Raw genomic sequence first — 22,936 nt, 5'->3', positions numbered from 1 at the left:
ACCACCTTATCAGTAGGTTTGTAAAAGGTTACTACTCCAAGAGATGATTTTATCATAATATAAGACTAAATCCGTCCCATCCATTGCAGTTAGCTTTTTTCTATCCATACAAATATTCAGTATCTCTTTATCTATCCCATTTAAATGTTTTTCCAGATCTGTCTTGCTGCTTATATATTGATTTGTTTCATCAAAATATTTAGCTTGCAAAATAAAAAATGCCGACTTGTAAAGTGCCGATAACATTTCGGAACTATCTTCATAGATGAAATTATGGCAGCACGCATGATACAAATTGCACGCACCTATTTTTATCGCACGTTTAACATCCTCTTTGTTAATAAGCGACAGTAAATAGTCTATGCTGCCATAGATTGGCTGCGTATCATAATAGAATTGAAATAAATCAGATTTTTCCCAACTTGAAATTTCACTTTGTCCGGAAATAAATCCACAGGCTTTTTCCTTATAAGGCATTTGGGAAATTATAGCTCGATATTTTTTCAGATCTTTCATAGTTAGCTCATTCAGGATAACTACAATATCTATATCACTGCTATCACTTGCTTCTTTTCGTTTGTAGCTTCCTTGTAAGCCGATAAAAGTAACCCTATCTCCATATTCATTTTTTATTTTTATTACAAGTTCATCTATCCAATCATCTATAAAAAAGGACATCTTCTCACCTCGTAATTTATTCAAGGTATTCCATCCAAGCATACATTGTCAGTTGAGTACAAGATGCTTAAATTACCGCCTGTTCTACTGCATGGATGTCAGGGGACGGGGTTATCGACATTCATAGTTTTCATTGTCAAAAATCCCGTCCCCTGTCCCATTCCACCAGCCCAACCCGGCAGAAGGCAAAAAAATACCCCAGCTTAGTGCTGGGCCAAAGAAAGCGATTATAACTTGACATATAAATTATATACCTTTATGGTTATAATTACAATCATGATGCACTTTTTTCAGCTTTACCTTATAGTCCGATTCATAAATTTTTATAATATTGTGATGATGATATTTTTTTAGTGACTCGACAATCTGTGCTGCATGCCCATTAACTTTGACTTTTCGGTAAATATCTCGGATAATGCCCTCCTGATCAATTATAAAAGTAGATCGTTCAATACCCATAGTTTTTTTACCATACATATTCTTCTCTTTAATCACTTCGTATAGGTTACATACAGTACTATCAATATCACTAAGCAGCGTAAATGGCAGAGAGAATTTTGTTTTGAATTTTTCATGTGATGATTGACTATCTCGGCTAATCCCAATGATTTTTCCACCGCAAGCAGTGATTGCTGCATAAAATTCAGCAAATTGTTGAGCTTCTTTGCTACACCCTGCCGTATTACCTTTAGGATACTGTCCCGCTGTCCCACAGAATACCTTCAAAATTCCTAAAAACATATATTTTCGTCAAATGAATCCTGAATTTGCTGAAAATGTTGCCAACGATATTTTGATAGTTCCATTTTGATCACTGCTTCTCTAGGTGCAATATCCCAATCAGAAAAACTCCTATAGCTCTCTATCAATGGAATATGATCGCCAGTTAGAGGCTATCCTATTAATAAAGAAAACAAACCGTATCAGCCCAAACTTAGGGAGTGTTATAGATGGCGACTGAACATAAACCCCCGTTAACTTCCGGAGAAATTGGCATACTGTGGAGTAACTATCAGATTGACTCCATGTCGCTTTGCGTAGAGAAGATGCACGCAAAGCATGAGCAAGATGCACAAGTGCATGCATTAATAGTAGAATCCATAGCTTTTCTAGAAAAAAACATTGCCGAAATGCGCCGAATATTTGAGAAGGAAGAGTTGCCTATACCGGTTGGCTTCACTGATTTTGATGTCAATTTCGATGCTCCAGCCTTATACTCAAGTATATTCCGTTTACAATATGTTAAATCCAAAGTCAATATCAGAATGGTGGCTAACGGCCTTGCGTTAGCAGGCGTGACCCGCGCTGATGTCCGCAACTTATACCGTGATGTTACCATTGCCGTTTTGGATTTGGATGACAAGGCGACTAAGCTTTTATTAGATAGGGGTCTTTACATCCGCGCGCCATATATTGCTGTGGACAAGAAGCGTGAATTTGTTCAGGGGCAAGACTTTATGGGGTCATTTTTCAGTGCTGGAGAGCGCAACCTGTTGGCACTTGAAATCGGTGTGCTAAATACGAACATACAGAACAATATTATCGGTAAATCTCTGTTAACAGGTTTTGCCCAAACGGCAGAGTCAGCTGTGGTCCGTCAATACATGTGGCAAGGTGTAGAAATTGCCAACAAGCATATCGACATATTATGTTCTATCTTGCGCAAGGAAGATATTCCCGTTCCGGCACCTTGGGATTGGGGTGTAACAAGCTCAACTACTGCCCCGTATTCCGACAAACTTATGCTGAGTCATGTAGCCTTCTTGAACCAAGGTGGAATTGCGGCTTGTGGGATAAACACGGCTACTGCCAGCCGGAAAGATCTCCAGACAACGTATCTGCGTTTGGCGGCAGAAACTGGGCAATATGCGGCAGACGGGGCGAAGCTTTTGATCGATAACAAATGGATGGAAGAAGCGCCCAAGGTAGTTGATCACCAGGAATTACAAGCTCTGCACTAAAAAAATATGCCAGGCCAGGACACACCGAAGAAAAAAGCTGCCACCCTAAATTTTTAGTGCGACAGCTCCTTGTTTCATCAAAACATGTTTACAACTATATATATATATATATATTCTCTTATTCTGAATTACAAGAACACAGTTTCATCCTATGCCTTGCTTAAATTACTCCCTAACACTTTGCATTTATCAAGGCCTTGGTGATCAGGTATTTCCATAATAATCAGGCCTTCCCCCAAAACTTTTGCACCGCTGCCCTGCATTCTTTGTACCCAATCCTGCATCCACTCACCATTTCCCCAACCGTATGAACCGAACAAAGCTAGAGGTTTACCAGAAATTACTCCTTCAATTGACAATACAAAGGGCTCCATTTCCGATTCTTCCAAAACTTCAGCCCCCATAGACGGGCACCCCAGTGCAACAGCATCTGCATTTATGACATCTTCAATAGAAGTTTCCGATACGCTAAGTAAAGAAACTTCAGTATTTTCATTTTGGGCTCCTTCGGCGACAGCCTTGGCCATTGCTTCGGTATTCCCTGTCCCGCTCCAATAAATAACGACTATTTTTTTCATTTACATTTCCCCTTTTATATAATCAACTGCTAGGTAAATCCCATCAGCTTTACCCTCTAAAACTTTTTAAAATTCCGCAAATAACCAGTATTAATATAATGAGATATTTATATTTAAACAATAACTATGGACTATCTCCGGATTGTTTATTCTATAATAACCACCCTTTTTTTATTTAATTTATCTATTTTTTATTTTATAAATGATATTAATACTCATTCTCAATATGTAGTTAAATTTTTTTCTTTCCTGTACCCTGTACTTCTTAACACGTTCAAACTTGACCTCTTTCAAACCGCCCAGATTACAAAATAACCCTAATAGGCAGTATACCAAACATCAGCAAAGCAACAAGTAATCTCTATATTTCATAGTCACTACACCCACTTTGAGCCTGCCTATTGGTATACAACACTCAAATCGTCATTTTATCAATTAAGAATGATAATCATTCTTAATTTCGTTGTTTATATTATTACAAACATTCATCGTGTTGTCAAGAATTTTTTTCGGGTATTGCTTTCCCTTTAAGTCAAATTATTTTGGGAAATTTGCTATTTTTGGCCAAAGTGAACTCGTTTCAGCATAGCTGAAACATTGGGGATTCAGATAGAAAGTCTACTCCACTTGAATTAACGCCGCCTGTAGAGGCGGGAGTCTTGACATCTTTTGCTTGCAGTGCTTTTACCTCAATTGGCAAACTCTCTTCATCCAGTTATTGGGGCAAAAAATTCAATTTTGTTAGGTAATAGTTCCTTTAATGTGCAAATACCAATAACAGCATCGTCTGGCAAGACAAAATTTTTAGCAGCTACCCTATCGTCGCCCCGCAATAAAGCCAGACAATCAATACAAGCCAATCCCCCGCTTAATCCTTCACCGGTATATTTTAAATAGCTTTCTTTGACTGTCCATAATTTCAGCAACGCAGCATTCCGTTCCTCTTCCGGCATCATCAGCAGATGATTATATTCATTGACTAAAAAATGTTCTTTAGCAATCGCCATATCGATTTCCTGAGCAGTTTCAACATCGACGCCATTTATAATTTTGCCAATACTGCACACAACCCATTTACCACTATGCGAAATATTGAATTGAAACTCACTCTGCCTGCAAAACGGTTTGCCAAGTGTATCACGACCAAATGAAATATTTTCTATAGCCACACCGGTTCTTTCCGATAATAGATGTCTTGCCATCAACTCACCAAAGGCCGTCCGGTTGCGATCAGCGTTAAATCGAAATCTTAAAATTTCCGCCTGGCGATCCCGCGTAAACAAAGGCAACAGCTCGTCCACTGGTCTATCCAATATCGCAGCGATGGACATCGCATAAACTTCCACTTTATCCATTTTATTTAATCACCATGAAGTATAGGCACTCAAAAATTGAGTGCCTATACTTCTCCTCCACTGTTGTTAAGATTTATTCTGCATTCACCCACAAACGGGTAGATATTTTTAACTGGTCATGTACTAAACTCAATAAATTAATTTTCAACACAGCATATTTGCTCAGTAATTCCAGTATAGTAAACCGCTCCAACACTAAAACCTCAACATTGTCTGAAAATGCTGTAACTTCCCAAAAGCTCTTTGCTTCGTCAATGATTGCGTCAAGTCCAACCGTATCTCCGGCTTTAAGTATCCGTACAGGAGTTAGCCAACCTTCTAACGATTTAACCGATAGTTCTGCAAAACCGTTTAGGATAACCATAAATTGCTGCGGTTTGCCATCAAGTTTGACAATGCGGTCATCAGCTGTATAACTTCTCACTTTAGCCATTTGTAAGATACGTTTAATAACCTCATCCGTTAATCCGGCAAATAACTTCATTTCTTTTAATTTGCCAACCACTTGCAGACGTTCAAATTCTTCATTTTTTTCAATCTTCCTAAATGCTTCCATTGAATCTGTTTGTATCTGACTGATTGGCATGTCCGAATTATCACAAATTTGTTCAATTACGCGTACGAAATTATTCTGCAATAATTTTATTGTTCCAGTAGAAAAGGTATTCGCGTTATACACAAAATTTGCTTGCAACTTATTTTTTATTGTTACTAAATATACACACAAATCAGAAGCCAAATAATCAAAACTCTCTGTTCCCACTAAGGATATACCCGGTAAATCAGGCATTTTTCGCATATCAGCCGCTCCTGCGAAATTTTGAAAATTAAGCAAATGGTCAAATAGCGGCATTTCACGTCCTAACCATTTTTTGATTTCATTTGGTGAACAGTGTGCATTCTCCATCGACTCAAAAAATTGTTTGCGTACCTGGCTAACTAAATCTTTAAATAACAGGGAAGGATTTGCTTTAATTCGTACCGGAATTGCATTCACCATACCACCCAATATATGGTTTATATTTTCAACCGCACCTTCCCGCCCCGACGAAATCGCACCAATTGTAACATCTTCCATTTGGTAAATTCTCTGTAACATTACACCCCAGGCAGCTTGTATAACATTATTCAGCGTGGCCTTCGAGCGGGCTTGTACAGTCTGCAATTTTTGGCTAATCGCTTCATCAAGCACCACCGCCGAGCTGGCTTTCACAAATTCCAACGCACATGGCTGATGACCCGGAATCGGTCGAAACGCTGGTAAATCTGTTAATAGCTCAACCCAATACTTTTTTTCTTGCTCCTTATCGACCGTTGCCAGCCAATCCATATAATTTGTATATCTACCGGCAGCAATTTCTTCGATCGCCTTTCCTGATTCATTAAAAGCATAATCAACAAATAATTCTTTAAAAAGAATCATTGCGCTTACACCGTCAAACGTAATATGCGGCAGGGATATTAATATGGCCGACGACGCTTCATCCAATTTGTAAATTGCAATTCGAATTAAAACATCACGTTCTAAATCAAAGCCGCGGCGTCGGTCAGCCAACATTTGCTGTTCCAGTAAATCATCAATTTCAGATTCATCCTGCTGCGAAAAATCACGCAATAACAATTCTGCCTGACGCGATTTTAAAACTACTTGATATGGCTTGGTTAAACCAGTATGCACAAAAGCTGTACGCAAACCATCATGTTTATTAACAACTTTATCTAAATTTTGCCTAAAAGTTGCCACATTAACCTTGCCAACAATTTTCATCAGTGCTTGAGTAAAAAATGTCGAAGTTACCACTTGCGCTTCATCAAACATCCATTGTTGCCCAGGACTTAGTTCATAAATATCCTGCACATTTAAGCCATATAATTCAGTTATCTTATCCAAGGCAGCCGCATCCAAATTCTTAGCCGTAAACTTAGATACTTCCGCCAATAATGGATTGGTTGGTTTGGGCGGTTGCTTTTTTTCCGCCGCCATCGGCTGATATTTCATCGGCGGGGCTGAGCGTGGTGGCTGCTGAAATGCCGGTGGATTTACATAGGGAAAATTGGGCATTGCATAAGGAGTTCCATATAAATTGGGCTGCCCCATCATCCGACTACGCATGATATTTTGGTACATCAAAAACAGATACGGATTCATCATAAACCGCCAACCTGCCTTCTTCTTATATATTACTCTGCCGCCAACTTCTTAGCCAATTCTATTATCGTCGGATTACTTATTACATCTTGCATTGTAACCTGATAACCTTGTTCCCCACAACGTGTAATTATTTGCATAACATTAATTGATGTTAACCCTATTGCAAAGAAATTTTCAGACTCTTGAACCGGACGGCCAACAATGCTTTGTAAAACAATCGCTAACGCTTTTTCCGGAGAATTTACTTTTTCCCCTAATTTAGGTTTGTTAATATCTACTATTACAGGATTTTCTACCGGTGCTGCCGCATATTGCAATCCTTTCAACAAACCGTTTTGTTGTGGCATCTGTGGCTGCATCATCATTTGTTGCTGAGCTGCCATCTGTTCTGGCATGCATAACTGAGGCTGCATCTGCGGCGTGCATAGCTGTTCCTGCATTTGCGGCATGCATAGCTGTGGCTGCTGCATTTGTGGCATGCATAACTGTGGCTGCATTTGCGGCGTGCATAGCTGTGGCTGCATTTGCGGCGTGCACAGCTGTGGCTGCATTTGCGGCGTGCATAGCTGCTGCTGCGTCTGCGGCGTGCATAGTTGTTGCTGCGTCTGCGGCGTGCATAGTTGTTGCTGCGTCTGCGGCGTGCATAGTTGTTGCTGCGTCTGCGGCGTGCATAGTTGTTGCTGCGTCTGCGGCGTGCATAACTGCTGTTGCATCTGTGGCACACCTTGCTGTTGCTGCATTTGCGGCGTGCATAACTGTTGTTGCATCTGTGGCGCACCTTGCTGTTGCTGCATTTGCGGCGTGCATAACTGCTGTTGCATCTGTGGCGCACCTTGCTGTTGCTGCATTTGCGGCGTGCATAACTGCTGTTGTATCTGTGGCGCACCTTGCTGTTGTTGCATCTGTGGCGCACCTTGCTGTTGCTGCATTTGCGGCGTGCATAACTGTTGTTGCATCTGTGGCGCACCTTGCTGTTGCTGACCATTCATTGCCATTCCCTCTGTCGAACCTGGTTGTAAAGGAACAATTGGAGCCATTTCTTCCAAAATATCCATCTGCTCTTTAACTGTCGACGCAGAAAAAATCTTCATGATTTCGAGTTTAATGCCTTTTTGCATCAACCAGGTAACAATTTGAACCGCTTTTACCGAATCTCCTCCCATTTCAAAAAAATTGGACTCTTCCGTAATGTCGTCACTTTTAAAAACCTCACGCCAAGCTTTAATTAACTCTTGTCCCATTTCTTGTTTTGTCATGGATTAAACCCTCTTTCTTAGTCTTTTAGTTTTTAAATTGCTTTATATATATATTATGTTCCTTCATTACAATCAAACTTCCTTCAACAATTTATACACTTTGTAATTTTTTTCTAAACACCTTTGCTATATTTTGTATCTGTTCATAATTGTGATAACCACTATCATAGGCTATTGCTATGATAAGATTAGTACCTGGCACCACCATAACATTCAAGTGATGTATACTTTTATTGTGAGCACTCATTGCACTTATACCAGGTTTACTTTCCATTAACGGCGTATTTTGAAAAGTTAGAAAATGGTCAAAGGCTGCATGCCCTAACCTAGCCACTTGCTGGATTTCTCCTAACGATAAATACGCATATTTTTGTAGTTGGATAGTATCTGCCTGCAATTGCTGTAATTGCTTGTTGCCACTTTCTCCTACTCTCTTTATTCTAATTGGTATCGTATTGATAAAATTACCTACCATTTTTTCGATGCCAACTACTTCTTCCGCTCTTCCCGACAGGGTATAACCAAAGGTTACATCCTCTGTCCCATTCATCTCCATTAGGCTGCTTGCCCATGCGGCCTGTACATAGGTGCTTAAGGTTATATCATGCTTTTGGCAATAGGTATTGATTCGGCGGAGTTCTAGTTCATCTATAACCATTTTCTCTGTACATTGCCGACTAACTCCATTGGCTGTCCTTGGTATGATTGTCGCCTGCTTTGTTCCTCCCAGATATCTTCGCCAAAACTCCCGCGCCTGTTCTTTGTCCTGCCGCATTAACCATTCCGTATATTGATGATTCGACGGTGAATGTTCTATTTTTTCCTCTTTGCTCAATAGCTGACTCATTAGTATACTCATACTCCAACCATCTAATATTGCATGGGAAAAACAGATCATCAAGAGCTGTCTGGTTTCATTCAATTGTACTAATTTGACTCTAAATAATGGCGCCTTAGCAAAATCAAAACCCTGCTTTCTATCTAAGGACTGCAATGTTTCTATATAGCTTTGCTGTGCTTTTTTACTAAAGCTGCTGATATCTTGATAAAAGAAATCAATGGTATCGGCTTTGTTTACAATCTGCATAGCTTGGCCTTCCTGCGAAAAATCGAACCAGGTTCTAAGCACTTCATACGCCGCGGTTACTTTTTTCAGCCGTTCTTTTAGTTGCTGTGCATCTACAGGATCGGTTATTTCATACAGCGTCTGTTCATGATAATACGCCTCCGTACTATTCTTTGCCAGATACACCATGCTCTTTTGTACGCTGGTCATTGGATATACAGCTGCAATAGTAGATTGATTATACGTCGTAAACCCTTCTGCCTTGCTTTCTATAGGCATTGATTCTTGGCAATAAACTGGATTATCAAAAACAAAACTGTCAATATTGCTTACTTTGGCAGCGATTACCCGTATTGTTTTTCCTTTCATAATATCAGCTACCGTTACTTTCATTCCTTGTTGACGCAATAACGATGCTATGCGAATTGCTTTAATAGAGTCACCACCAAGCGTGAAGAAACTGTCATCAATCCCTACGCTTTCAATCTGCAATAATTTGGATATTGTTTGCGCCAATACTGTTTCAATTTCATTTCTGGGCGCTGCATAGGTTGCGTTAGCTAGCAACTGAACCAACGGCAATGCCTTGCGATTGATTTTCCCGTTTGGTGTTAACGGCAGTTTGTCAAGCTGCAGATACGCCGTGGGTACCATGTAATCAGTGAGCGTCTCTGCTAAGTAACTTTGCAGGTTCTCCGTATCAATTGCCTGATTAGCTGTAAAATACGCGCACAAGTGCCGCGTATCATTGATTTCTTTTACTTCGGCAACGGCTGACGTAATACCGGAATATGCTGCTATTCTGCTTTCGATTTCACCCAGTTCGATTCTAAACCCGCGCAGTTTTACCTGGCCATCGATTCTGCCGATGTATTCCAGTTCACCGTTTTCATTCCAGCGTACTAAGTCACCTGTACGATAGAGTTTATCATCAGCTTCGCCTCTTTGGTACGGGTTGTCCACAAAAACTTGTTTGGTTAACTCTTCCTGGAACAAATATCCTCTGGCTACCTGATTGCCACTGACACATAATTCTCCTGCCGCGCCGATTGGCTGCAGGTTTAAATGCTGATCCACAACATAACAACCAACATTTGCTACCGGTTTCCCGATCGGAATATTCTTATATAATTTATCTACGCTAAAGGCGGCAGAGACAACCGTATTTTCCGTCGGTCCATATTCGTTGACGATTTCATACGGTACAGGTTCGTAATGCTTTAATTTTTCCCCGCCGATGGCCATCGCCCGTAGCGAATTAATATTTTGGCTGATTTGCATGAACATTTCTGCAAACTGTGTCGGGAAGATACTCAGCGTAACTTCATGGCTTTCGATATATTCTTTGATTTTTTCGGGGGATAACCGTAGTTCTTCCGCCAGGATATGTACACTGGCGCCACTGAGCAGCGCAGGGAAAAGTTCACGCACTGAGCCGTCAAAACTGAAACTAAAATAAGCTGACTGCGCATCCTTTTCGGTCATGACAAAGCGTTCTTTTGCCCACAGGGTAACATTCAGCAAGTTATGCTGTTCCAGCATAACGCCTTTGGGTTTTCCCGTGGAACCTGACGTGTAAATTATATAAGCCAGGTCATGTGGCTGATAGGTTCTCTTTTGTTTAGCCCCACTTTGTTTAAAATCAAAGGTTTCTAAAGCGATAAATTTATTAGCAAAACCGACAGCTTTTTCTCTATATTCTTCGTGGCTGATTAGGACAAGCGCCCCACTGTCTGTCAGCATATACTCTATCCTTGCCAACGGATATTCGGCATCAATCGGCAGATACGCGCCTCCGGCTTTCATAATCGCCAAGACAGCAATCATATATTCGACCGTCCGCGGCAGCATAATTGCAACAATGCTTTCTGCCTGTACTCCCTGTTTGCTAAGTTCCCCGGCAAGTACATCAGCTTTTTCGTTCAATTCCCGGTAGGTCAGGGACATCGTCTTATCAACTACGGCGATATTTTTCGGTGTTTTTGCTGCCTGTTCTTCAAATAATTCGATATATGTCCTATCCTGCGGAATCGAATCATCTACGCTTTGGAAATCTATAAATAAGGTTTCTTTTTCTTCGTCTGCGATAAAATCTATATTTTTAAGCGCACAGTTTTTATAGGCAAGGACATCCTCGGTCATAGTTTTTATGCAATATTTCCAGTTTGCAATAAATCGCTGGATTGTTGCTTTTTCATATAGATTCGGATTATACTCCGCACCGATGAGATATGAATCTTTTAAGGGAAGCACCATAAATGTAATATCGAATTTCGCGTCTTTACCTTGCAGTGCTTGTACCTCAATCAGCAAGCTCTCCTCATCCACATCGTTTGTTTCAACATTTTGATAGGTATACAGAATATGAAAAATTGGCTTTTGCGAGCTTCCTACTGCACTTACCAATTCAGAATAAGAGTATAAACTATGGGCGATACTATCCTGCAAATTTTGCTGCACGGCAACTAGCAAAGTTGTTGTATCCTGTTCCATCTCGATTTTTTGATATAACGGTATTGTTCTTACAAACATACCTACGGTTTGGGCATACTTTTTATCTTCTCGTCCGCTTGTTACTGTTCCTAATACGACTTCTTCACTATTGGTATATTTAGCCAAACAATAGTCCAAAGCACTCAGGAATACGGCATTTTCGGTGATGTGAACCTGACGGCTAACCCTCATGATTTGTTCATGCAGCGCCGACTCTACGCTGCTTTCTACGGCAACGTTCCCTGTGATTGCTGCTTTTTCTTTTTTGTCATAGATAAGCTTTGTCACAACTTCCTGCTGCGAAAATCGTTCGACGAAAAACGCTTTGCATTCCTGATAATGCTGACTGCTGCGCATTGCGCTTTCCTCGATAGCCGCCTGAGCACAAGTTGCCTTATTGCTATTTAATGCATTTCCAGCTAATGCTTGCTGCAATTCCTCGAAGATCACAAACATAGAGGTCCGGTCATAAATAATATGGTGAATTTCGAACAGGACTTTTACGATATTTTCCACACAATGGATTTCCAGATGATATAACGGTCCTGTCTGCAAATCAAATGGTCGTGAAAATTCTTGTTTGTGCAATTCATAAGCAGCCGGTGTTTCTTCATAGATGGGAATAGCTGCAGCCTTATCTACTGCGACAAATTGCAGGATTTTTCCGCTAATTACCTTAAATGCGGTTCTAAAGCCCGGATTAGCCTCAATAACAGTTTGGAATGCCCTTTTTACTTTCTCCGGGTCGATCGCTGCTTTAAAGGTAATTTCACTGGCTTCGTTGTACTTCACAGAGTCTTGTTCTATCTCACAAGCTAAGTAAATTCCCTTTTGACTTTCCAAGCAGGGGGAGCAGCCGGCATATTCTTTGATTTTTTCGATATACGCAGACATATTTTGATAAAACCCTGCCATCCATTGGTTGATAAAGGCGGCATCCAGTTTATTGGCATCATAATCTACCGCAAACTCAAGATTTCCCTGTTTAACAAGTCCGTTCAGCGATAAAATATCGAGCATATGATTCTTTTCACTAGCCGGATGTTCTGCGTCAATTTTGGAATTTTTTAAAAGGTCATTCTCAATATTGGCAACTTCGCCGAGATAATTAAATGCAATGGTTTCTATTGGTTCTTTTGACAGCTTATTGGTGTGATAGCGCAACGCGCCATAAGAAATGCCATGATGTGGCACCTGTTGTAATTGACGTTTAACAACTTCAATCTGCTCTTCTAAATCCGACTTCGCTGCAAACACAAGCGGATAAATAGAAGTAAACCAACCCATTGTCTGGCTGATATCGAGATTATCAGCAATATTTTCCCGTCCATGCCCTTCTAATTTGATCACCAAATCTTGTTTGTGTGTGAGCTCTGCATACGCATGAATCAACGCACCCAAAAGAATCTCGTTGACTTTTGCCCCTTGCACTAAGTAACTATCTTTCAGCCACAATACTGCCGCTTCAAATACAAGTTTCTTGCGCTCATGTTTTTCTTCAACCAGGCCTGTCGCTATTCTACCCGCTAAACCGCTTGCTGTGTATTTTGCATCTATATCCTGCCAATACCTTACTTCATCTTCTTCAAGCCTTGCTGCAATGTTAAAAACTTCCTCACTCCATTGCCGGTAGCTGGTTCTTTTGGGTGCGTTTTTCTCATAGGAATGATTTTGCAAAGCTTGATAAATCTTAACAAACAAATCTGCAAATACCTGCCAGGAATACCCGTCGACTGCCCAATGATGGATGGATATAAATAGATACTGTTTGTCCTCCGTATCTTTGAACAAAACGCCTTGCAATAAGTTTCCTTCGGAAAGAGAATGTGTCCTCTCATAGGCATTCAATACAGATTTTATATCTTCGACAGGCTCTATAATGGATTGGAAACCAAAATTCACCGCTGCAGAATAACAGGATTTTTTCCCGTCCAAGCACAATCGTAGCGCATCCTGCTGTACTACGATTTCCTGCAAAGTCTGTTCTACCAAAATTGCATCTAGCGGATGCTTTGTTTCGAATAACAGCGACTGATTAAAATGATCGGGATCTTCCAGGTGATGCTCGACAAACCATTTCTGAATTGACAATAATTTTACGTCGCCTGTTAAAACTCCCTGTTCCGCCAAAATCTCCTGCTGCTTAGCCGATAACAAAGCGGCCAATTCATTGACATACTGTTTCTGCATGATATCTTGTACGGTAATATGATGTCCTTTGTTTGACAATGCAGCTACGATACGAATCGCCGACAGAGAATCCCCGCCAAGTTCAAAAAAGTTATCGAAACGCGTAACTGCTTTTACACCAAGGACACTTGCAAATACGTCGCAGATCATTTGTTCTTTCTCATCAATTGGCTGTGCATCTTCCTGATTATTTTCAGCATAGCCAAATTCCGGTTTTGGCAGTGCCTTTTTATCGATCTTGCCGTTCGGGGTTAACGGCATTTGCTCCATTTCTATGAATTTCACTGGCACCATATAATTCGGCAAAGTCATATGCAGCTGGCTTTTAATTGCTGCTTCGTCAATATTTGCAGTTTTTACATAATACCCGCAAAGATAGCTTCTGCCATGCTCGTCCGCAAAATCCACTACTGCTGCTTCTTTAATTTCTGCTATGTCCAGTAATGTTTGTTCAATTTCACCGATTTCTATCCGAAATCCATTGATTTTTACCTGTTTATCTATCCGGGAGATGTATTCCAGATTTCCATTTGCCAACCATCTTACCAAGTCTCCTGTACGATAGAGTTTATTGTCAGCTTCGCCTCTTTTGTACGGATTGTCCACAAATACTTGTTTTGTCAATTCTTCTTGATGCAAATAACCTCTGGCTACCTGGTTGCCACTGACACATAATTCTCCCAATGCGCCAATTGGCTGCAATTTTCGATTCTGATCCACAACATAACAGCCTACATTGGCTACAGGTTTGCCAATCGGGATATTCTTATATAATTTGTCTACGCTAAAGGCGGTAGAAGCAACCGTATTTTCTGTCGGTCCATATTCGTTGACGATTTCATACGGTACAGGTTCGTAATGCTTTAATTTTTCCCCGCCGATTGCCATCGCTCGTAACGATGTAATATTTTGGCTGATCTGCATAAATATTTCGGCAAACTGGGTTGGGAAGATGCTCAGCGTAACATGATGGCTTTCGATATATTCTTTGATTTTTTCAGGAGATAACCGTAGTTCTTCCGCCAGGATATGTACACTGGCTCCACTGAGCAGCGCAGGGAAAAGTTCACGCACTGAGCCGTCAAAACTGAAACTAAAATAAGCTGACTGCGCATCGTTTTCGGTCATGACAAAGCGTTTTTTCGCCCATAAAGAAACATTCAGCAGGTTGTGCTGTTCCAGCATAACTCCCTTGGGTTTTCCTGTGGAACCTGACGTATAAATCACATAAGCTAGATCGTGCAGCTGACGGGTTCTCTTTTGTTTAGCGCCACTTTGTTTAAAATCAAAAGTTTCTAAAGCGATAAATTTATTAGCGAAACCGACAGCTTTTTCTCTATATTTTTCGTGGCTGATTAGGACAAGCGCCCCACTGTCTGTCAGCATATGTTCTATCCTTGCCAACGGATATTCGGCATCAATCGGCAGATACGCGCCTCCGGCTTTCATAATCGCCAAGACAGCAATCATATATTGGACCGTCCGCGGCAGCATAATTGCAACAATGCTTTCTGCCTGTACTCCCTGTTTGCTAAGTTCCCCGGCAAGTACATCGGCTTTTTCGTTCAATTCCCGATACGTTAATGATATGGTTTTATCAACTACCGCGACATTTTCCGGCGTTCTTGCCGCCTGTTCCTCAAATAGTTCGATATATGTCTTATCCTGCGGAATAGTGGCATCTACGTTTTGGAAATCTTGCAATAAAATTTCTTTTTCTTCTGCGGCAATAAAGTCAATATTTTTGAGCTTTCCTTCCGATTTTCGGATTGCCGCTAAATAGCTCTTGAAGTTTGTTAGCAGCCGCTCTATCGTTTCTTCTCTGAATAAAACACTGCAATAATTCATATCCAGACATAAGGTTTCTGCCTGATCCAAAACCGTCAGTGTCATATCAAATTTACTTTGGTTATAGTCGGCCGCAAAACTTTGCAGCGAAATTTTCTCATATTTAATTTTCTGATTTGCCGGCAGAAAATTAAATATGATATCAAAAAGCGGATTGTGCGCCGCGTCTGTTTTTATCCCTAGTTTTCTGACAAGCCTTTCGATAGGATAATCCTGATTTTCCTGCGCTTTTTGCATCGTATCCTTGACTTCGTGCAGATATTCAGCAAAGGTTTTCTCTCCAACTGGTTTTACACGTATAGCCTGTGTACTGACAAACATGCCGACCATACTTTCGGTATCAGGATGCACTCGTCCGGAAAACGGTACGCCGATAACAATATCTTCCTGCCTTGTATAACGGGCAATACATGCCGCATACGCTGCAAAGAGTACGGTAAATAACGTTGTCTTCTCTTTTTGGGCGATTTGTTTTAAATCCTGCGTCAAATTCCGGTCAATTTCAAACAATATATCTCGGCCTGCATCGCTGCGTACTAGTGGTCTCGGCTCATCCGTTTCCAGTTCCAGTACCGGGACCTCATCTTTGTAGACCTCTAACCAATAGGCATCTTGTTTTTCGAATAATTCTTCTGCGATTCGTTCATTTTGCCACACGGCAAAATCTTTATAATCCACACGCTTTGCTTCCAGGGCTTTTCCATGGTACAGCTGCATTAATTCTTGCATCAATACAGTTACGGATAAGCCATCAATAATAATATGATGGGTATCTAAAAATACAATCGTGTCTTCCGGGCTGATTTCTATCAAACCCAGCCTGAAGATTCCGGGTCTGCTTAAATCAAACGGCTGTATCCAGGACGCAATAATATCCTTAGCCTGTTTTTCGGTTTCGGCCTGTTGCTGCAGAATTTCATATTGAATATGGTCGGCAATTCCCTGCCGGACATCTCCTTCTTTTTCAAAAAAATAGGTACGCAAACTGCTATGTCTGGCCACAATTGACGCAAAAGCCTGCTCAAATTTTATTTTTAAGAGTTTTCCTAGGATTCGGTAAGCTATCGGAATATTATAGTTGGTTGCACTGGTTTCGGTTTGCCTTAAAATATACATCTGACGCTGTGCAGGCGTCGTCAGATAGCTTTCTGCGTCCGGTGCAACCGGCAGCATTTCAGTTGCTTCCTTTTTTTCTAAAAGTTCCAGTATCATCCGCGGCGTGGTATACACAAATAAGTCGCTGATTTTTAGCTGCTTTCGCATTTGTTGATAAATCTTCAATTGCAGCTGAATAACCTTAAGCGATGTACCTCCCAGCGCAAAGAAATCATCATTCATACCTACTCGCTTTATGCCCAAAGCCTCCTGCATAATTTCACAGAGTTGCTCTTCTTCTTTGGTCGTCGGAGCTACGTATGCTGTTTGTAAATTTGCAAGGTCTGGTTTTGGCAATGCCTTTTTATCGATCTTACCGTTCGGGGTTAAAGGCATCTGTTCCATTTCCATGAATTTCGCCGGAATCATATATTTCGGCAAAGTCATTTGCAGCCGTCTTTTAAGCGTTGCCTCTTCAACCTGCTCATTCTTCACATAATACGCACAAAGATAGCTTCTGCCATGCTCGTCTGCAAAATCCACGACCGCTGCTTCTTTTATTTCCGCTATGGCCAGTAAAGTCCATTCAATTTCACCGATTTCTATCCGGAACCCATTGATTTTTACCTGTTTATCAATGCGGGAGATGTATTCCAGATTACCATCTGCCAGCCATCTTACCAAATCTCCTGTCCGATAGAGTTTAGCGTCAACTTCGCCTCTTTTGTACGGATTATCTACAAAAACTTGTTTTGTTAATTCTTCTCGATATAAATACCCTCTGGCTACTTGATTACCGCTGACACATAATTCTCCGGTCGCACCAATTGGCTGCAGTTTTAAATGCTGATCCACAACATAACAGCCTACATTGGCTACCGGTTTCCCTATCGGAATATTTTTGTACAGTTTATCCACACTAAAGGCGGTAGACGCCACTGTATTTTCTGTTGGTCCGTATTCGTTGACGATTTCATACGGTACATTTTCATACTGCTTTAATTTTTCTCCTCCAATTGCCATCGCTCTTAATGAGGTAATATTTTGGCTGATCTGCATGAGAATTTCGGCAAACTGGGTTGGGAAGATACTCAGCGTAACATGATGGGTTCCAATATATTCTTTAATTTTTTCCGGCGATAAAAGCAGTTCTTCCGCCAGAATATGCACACTGGCTCCACTGAGCAGGGCAGGGAACAATTCCCGCACTGAACCATCAAAGCTGAAACTAAAATAAGCTGACTGCGCATCCTCTTCCGTCATTGCAAAGCGCTTCTTCGCCCACAAGGCGACATTCAGCAAGTTATGCTGTTCCAGCATAACGCCCTTAGGTTTTCCCGTGGAACCTGACGTGTAAATCACATAGGCCAGATCGTGCGGCTGATGGTTTACCTGTTGTTTAGCGCCGCTTTGTTGAAATTCAAAGGTTTCTAAGGCGATAAACGTTTTAGCGAAGCCGACAGCTTTTTCTTGATATTCTTCATGGCTAATGAGGACAAGCGCCCCACTGTCAGTCAGCATATGTTCTATCCTTGCCAACGGATATTCAGCATCAATCGGCAGATACGCACCCCCGGCTTTCATAACCGCCAATACGGCAATCATATATTCAACCGTTCGCGGTAACATAACTGCAACAATGCTTTCTTTTTGCACGCCCTGGCAGATTAGCTCCCCAGCAAGTACATCAGCCTTTTCATTTAATTCCCGATAAGTCAGTGATATATTTTTATCGACTACCGCGATATTTTCCGGCGTTCTTGCTGCCTGTTCTTCAAACAATTCAATATATGTTCTATCCTGAAGAATCAAATCATCCACGTTTTGGAAACCTTTCAATAAGGTTTCTTTTTCTTCCATAGCAATAAAGTCAATATTTTTGAGCTTTTCTTCCGGTTGGCAAATTGCCGCTAAATAGCTCTTGAAGTTGGTTAGCAGCCGCTCTATCGTTTCTGCTTTAAATAAAACACTGCAATAATTCATATCCAGGCATAAGGTTTCTGCCTGATCCACAACCGTCAGCGTCATATCAAATTTACTTTGGTTATAGTCGGCCGCAAAACTTTGCAACGAAATATCCTCATATTGGATTTTCTGATTTGCCGGCAAAAAATTAAATACAACATCAAACAGCGGATTGTGTGCCGCATCTGTTTTTATCCCTAGTTTTCTGACAAGCCTTTCGATAGGATAATCCTGATTTTCCTGCGCTTTTTGCACAATTTCTTTCACTTCATGCAGGTATTCGGCAAAGGTTTTATCACCAGCCGGTTTTACGCGAATAGCCTGGATACTGACAAACATGCCGACCATACTTTCCGTATCAGGATGCACCCGCCCGGAAAATGGTACGCCGATAACAATATCTTCCTGTCTTGCATAACGGGCGATACATGCCGCATAAGCTGCAAAGAGCACGGTGAATAAAGTTGTCTTCTCTTTTTGCGCGATTTGTTTTAAATCCTGCATCAAATCCTGATCAATTTCAAACAAAATATCTTGGCCTGCATCACTGCGCACCAAGGGTCTTGGCTCGTCAGTTTCCAGCTCAAGTACCGGAATCTCATCTTTATAAACTTCCAGCCAATACGCATCTTCTTTTTCGAATAACCCCTCGGCAATTCTCTCATCCTGCCACACGGCAAAATCTTTATAATCAACCCGCTTTTCTTTTAAGGCTTCCCCCTGATAAAGCTGCATTAATTCTTTGATCAATAAATCTACTGATAAGGCATCAATGATAATATGATGGGTATCTAAAAATACGATAGTGTCCGCCGGACTGATTTCTATCAAGCCCAGCCTGAAAATGCCTGGCTTGCTTAAATCAAACGGCTGTATCCAGGACGCAATCATTTCCTTTGCCTGTTTTTCGGTTTCGGCCTTTTGCTGCAGAATTTCATATTGGATTTTATCAACAATTACTTGCCGGACATTTCCATCTTTTTCAAAAAAATAGGTACGCAAACCACTATGTCTTGCCACGATTTCTGCAAAGGCCTGCTCAAATTTTGATCGCGAAAGTTTTCCTAGGATACGATAGGTCATCGGAATATTATAGTTGGTTGCACTGGCTTCGGTTTGTCTTAAAATATACATCTGCCGCTGTGCCGGCGTTGTCGGATAGCTTTCAGCACTTGGAGCAACCGGCAAAATTTCGGTTGTTTCATTTTTTTCTAATAGTTCTAGCAGCAGCCGCGGCGTGGTATACAAAAATAAATCGCTGATTTTTAGCTGCTTTCGCATTTGTTGATAAATTTTCAATTGCAGCTGAATAACCTTAAGCGATGTACCTCCCAGCGCAAAGAAATCATCATTCATACCTACTCGCTTTACGCCCAAGGCTTCCTGCATAATTTCACAGAGCTGCTCTTCTTCTTTGGTCGTCGGAGCTACGTATGCTGTTTGTAAATTTGCAAGGTCTGGTTTTGGCAATGCCTCTTTATCTATTTTGCCGTTCGGAGTGACCACAAAGGTTTCAACCTTGATAAATACTGCCGGTATCATGTACCGTACTAAACTTTTTGCCAGATAGGCTCTTAATTTTTCTATATCAACTGCCGCTTCACCCTGATAATACGCACAAAGATACTCATTAGCCGCAATGCTTTGCACCAGGACAACCGCACGTTTGATTCCACCAAAACTCTGTATGGCATTTTCAATTTCTCCCAGTTCAATCCTGAGACCATTCAATTTTACCAGGTCATCTACCCGGCCTTTGAAGGACAATCTGCCATCTTGCCGCCAGGCGGCAAAGTCACCAGTCTTATACATTCTTTTGCCTTGCCACATGACAAATTTCTCCGCCGTAAGTTCCGGACGGTTATAATAACCGCGGCCTACACCGGCTCCTGCAATGCATAATTCTCCGTATACACCAAGCGGTACTTCATTGTCATAGGCATCTAAAATGTGAATTTCCACATTACTAATTGGCCGGCCAATTGTCACCAGATCGCCGGTAATCTCATCAAAGCTTACCCCGATACAACATTCACTCGGTCCATAACCGTTCAGTATTTTGGCGGTTGTCAGGCTTCGTATTTGCGCCAGCAGCTTCGGCGTAAATACTTCTGCCGCTGATAACAATACTGTCAGGTTTCCTAACGCTTTTCTAAAGGTACCGTCTTCTAAAAATGCCAACAATCTGGACGGCGTAATTTGCAGTACATCCACTTTTTCCGCCAGCATCAAGTTTCCGAGTGCAATGGGGCTGCGAGTCTCCTCTTCATCCGCCAATACTAAAGTCAAGCCATTAGCAAGCGCCGGAAAAATTTCGCTCAGCGCGATATCAAAGGCAATGGTTCCAATCGTTACTGCTGTATGGCCAAGTTCAGCGATGGATTTTGTCAAAAGCTGCTTGGTTAATGGCTGACTAAAATTAACTGCATTTTTATGCTCGATCATAACGCCTTTGGGTTTTCCCGTGGAACCCGATGTATAAATCATATAACATAAATCTTCCGGCCGGATATTACTATCTAAATCACTATGATTTTCTTCTGCCAATAACTCGGCAATATCGATATAATTGCCACTGGCAATTTTTTCTTTGTCGGCATCAGCTATCACAATATATTTTGCCTGGCTGTCTGTTAACACATGGGTAATCGGCTCTAGCGGATATTCCGGATCAATCGGCAGAAAAGCCGCACCGGCCTTCAATATACCAAATAAAGCACACAGCAAATTTGCCGTGCGCGGCAGCATAAAAGCAACAACATCTTCCCGGCCAATACCTCGTTTCTTTAAAGCCTTTGCAATCCGGTTTGTCTGTCTGTTCAGCTCAGCATATGTTAAGCTTATGTTGTTGCATTTCACGGCAATTCTATCCGGATATTTACCTACATTTTTTTTAAATAAATCTACAATTGTCAACTGCTCATCATATGCTTCCCGGGTATCATTAAACGTATGGAGCAGCTTCCTGTCTGTTTCATCCAGGACCCGGATGTTAGCTATCGTTACCGACGAGTCGGCAATTATTTCGCGTAACACCGCCAGATAGTGACGCGCGAATTGTTCCATCGTCGCTCTTTCAAACAAGGCTTTACTATATGTCAACTCGATATAATAAGACTTAGGCATTTTATTTACCCGGAAAGTAATATCGGAAACTGCCGGATCAACATCATCACGAACAAACTCCATTGATAACGCATCACTCTGCACTCCACCAATCGCCGGGATAAAATTAAATGCCACATCAAACAGGCTATTATGGGATGTATCGGTTGGTATCCCTAAAGTTTCCACTAGTTTTGCCAACGGATATTCTTGATTTTCGTTCATCAGTGCTTTCTTGGCATCAATTTCTTTGATGAAATTGTCAAGCGTTTTATTCGCAGACGGTTTCACTCGCCAGGGCAGATTATTAATAAACATGCCAATCGTTCTTGCATATTTTCGCTGCATACGTCCCGCAAAAGGCACGCCGATGACCATATCCTCTTTACCTGTATACCTGGACATTAACACACTATAGGCTGCTAACATCACAGAAAATGGCGTTGCCTTATTTTTTTTGGCAACTTGCTTGATTCCACTTGCCATCGCTTCATCCACATCAAAAACCATCCGGCGGCCCTCATGCTGTAAGATGGCAGGGCGAGGCAGATCTGTCGCCATATCCAAGGCCGGTACACCGTCTTGATATTCGGCAAGCCAGAACTTTTCCTGTTCTTCTAATAGACCGGATTTATGGCGTAAGGCTTCTTCCTCGGCAAAATCAATTGCCGTAACCTCTAATGGTTTTAACTCTTTTCCCGAATAAAAATCCAACGTTTCTTGAAACCATTCAATAACCCCGATGGTATCAGTGATCGAGTGATATACACAATAGAAAAAATACAGGTCATCTCCCCATTCAATTAAAGCAACTTTAAATAACGGTGCTTTGCTTACATCAAACGGCGTATTCAGCTTTGCTTTTAAGGCATATAATTCTTCCAGGGAATCGACCTTATATAAAGGAGTATCATAAGTAACTTTGGCCGCTATTTTTTGATAAATTTCTCCTTCTTGCTCTACAAAAAAGGCCCGCGTTTCAGGCTGTCTTTCAATCACAGCCTGATAAGCTTGCCAGAATTTTTCTATATCAATTGGGGCTTCACTATGTAATTTGAACAACCCCCACAAATTATACACTAGTGAGTCTGAAAGCAGTTGTCTTTCTAACACCATAGCTTTTTGTGATTTATTCACTGAATATAAAGTATCTTCTTTATACATTGGTTTCACCTCTGTTACTGATACAACGTA

At 41.2% G+C, this 22,936-nt stretch carries 8 protein-coding genes; 1 reads left to right on the top strand and 7 read right to left on the bottom strand.

Annotation, left to right across the window (positions count from 1 at the left end; translation table 11 throughout):
* Window positions 1–9 precede the first annotated feature (9 nt).
* Together AC1ECB_RS02920 and AC1ECB_RS02915 are read right to left on the bottom strand one after the other, a co-directional pair.
* The gene (locus AC1ECB_RS02920) at window positions 10–702 is read right to left on the bottom strand and encodes a nucleotidyltransferase domain-containing protein (protein ID WP_485667382.1); all 693 of its coding nucleotides are present in this window, start codon (window positions 700–702) and stop codon (window positions 10–12) included.
* Between the two features lie 222 nt (window positions 703–924).
* Window positions 925–1,419, bottom strand: coding sequence for a peroxiredoxin (locus AC1ECB_RS02915; RefSeq protein WP_485667381.1), 495 nt, complete (start codon window positions 1,417–1,419; stop codon window positions 925–927).
* 209 nt (window positions 1,420–1,628) lie between these two features.
* On the opposite strand from AC1ECB_RS02915, the gene AC1ECB_RS02910 reads away from it, so the two are divergent.
* Window positions 1,629–2,639: a DUF3231 family protein gene (locus AC1ECB_RS02910; protein ID WP_485667380.1), complete on the top strand. Its 1,011-nt coding sequence runs from the start codon at window positions 1,629–1,631 to the stop codon at window positions 2,637–2,639.
* Between the two features lie 149 nt (window positions 2,640–2,788).
* Here AC1ECB_RS02910 and AC1ECB_RS02905 read toward each other — a convergent pair whose 3' ends face one another.
* The 5 genes from AC1ECB_RS02905 to AC1ECB_RS02885 all read right to left on the bottom strand — a co-directional run bounded on the left by AC1ECB_RS02905 (window position 2,789) and on the right by AC1ECB_RS02885 (window position 22,906).
* Complete coding sequence (locus AC1ECB_RS02905) at window positions 2,789–3,217, bottom strand: flavodoxin (RefSeq protein WP_485667379.1); 429 nt, start codon at window positions 3,215–3,217, stop codon at window positions 2,789–2,791.
* Window positions 3,218–3,924: 707 nt separating this feature from the next.
* Window positions 3,925–4,572: a 4'-phosphopantetheinyl transferase family protein gene (locus AC1ECB_RS02900; protein ID WP_485667378.1), complete on the bottom strand. Its 648-nt coding sequence runs from the start codon at window positions 4,570–4,572 to the stop codon at window positions 3,925–3,927.
* 73 nt (window positions 4,573–4,645) lie between these two features.
* A complete protein-coding gene (locus AC1ECB_RS02895) occupies window positions 4,646–6,724 on the bottom strand; it encodes a condensation domain-containing protein (protein ID WP_485667377.1) in 2,079 nt (692 codons plus the stop codon).
* A 29-nt stretch (window positions 6,725–6,753) separates the two neighbouring features.
* A complete protein-coding gene (locus tag AC1ECB_RS02890) occupies window positions 6,754–7,980 on the bottom strand; it encodes an acyl carrier protein (protein WP_485667376.1) in 1,227 nt (408 codons plus the stop codon).
* A gap of 91 nt (window positions 7,981–8,071) precedes the next feature.
* Window positions 8,072–22,906: an amino acid adenylation domain-containing protein gene (locus AC1ECB_RS02885; protein WP_485667375.1), complete on the bottom strand. Its 14,835-nt coding sequence runs from the start codon at window positions 22,904–22,906 to the stop codon at window positions 8,072–8,074.
* Between the last annotated feature and the right edge of the window lie 30 nt (window positions 22,907–22,936).

The organism is Sporomusa sp. 246TCP1 (assembly GCF_057319775.1).
This window is presented reverse-complemented; position numbering and strand designations above follow the sequence as displayed.

Bases quoted from the DNA above. Each gene is read 5' to 3' on its own strand.
- AC1ECB_RS02890 (WP_485667376.1), bottom strand. From the start codon at position 7,980: ATGACAAAACAAGAAATGGGACAAGAGTTAATTAAAGCTTGGCGTGAG.
- AC1ECB_RS02885 (WP_485667375.1), bottom strand. From the start codon at position 22,906: ATGTATAAAGAAGATACTTTATATTCAGTGAATAAATCACAAAAAGCT.
- AC1ECB_RS02895 (WP_485667377.1), bottom strand. From the start codon at position 6,724: ATGATGAATCCGTATCTGTTTTTGATGTACCAAAATATCATGCGTAGT.
- AC1ECB_RS02900 (WP_485667378.1), bottom strand. From the start codon at position 4,572: ATGGATAAAGTGGAAGTTTATGCGATGTCCATCGCTGCGATATTGGAT.
- AC1ECB_RS02905 (WP_485667379.1), bottom strand. From the start codon at position 3,217: ATGAAAAAAATAGTCGTTATTTATTGGAGCGGGACAGGGAATACCGAA.
- AC1ECB_RS02910 (WP_485667380.1), top strand. From the start codon at position 1,629: ATGGCGACTGAACATAAACCCCCGTTAACTTCCGGAGAAATTGGCATA.
- AC1ECB_RS02915 (WP_485667381.1), bottom strand. From the start codon at position 1,419: ATGTTTTTAGGAATTTTGAAGGTATTCTGTGGGACAGCGGGACAGTAT.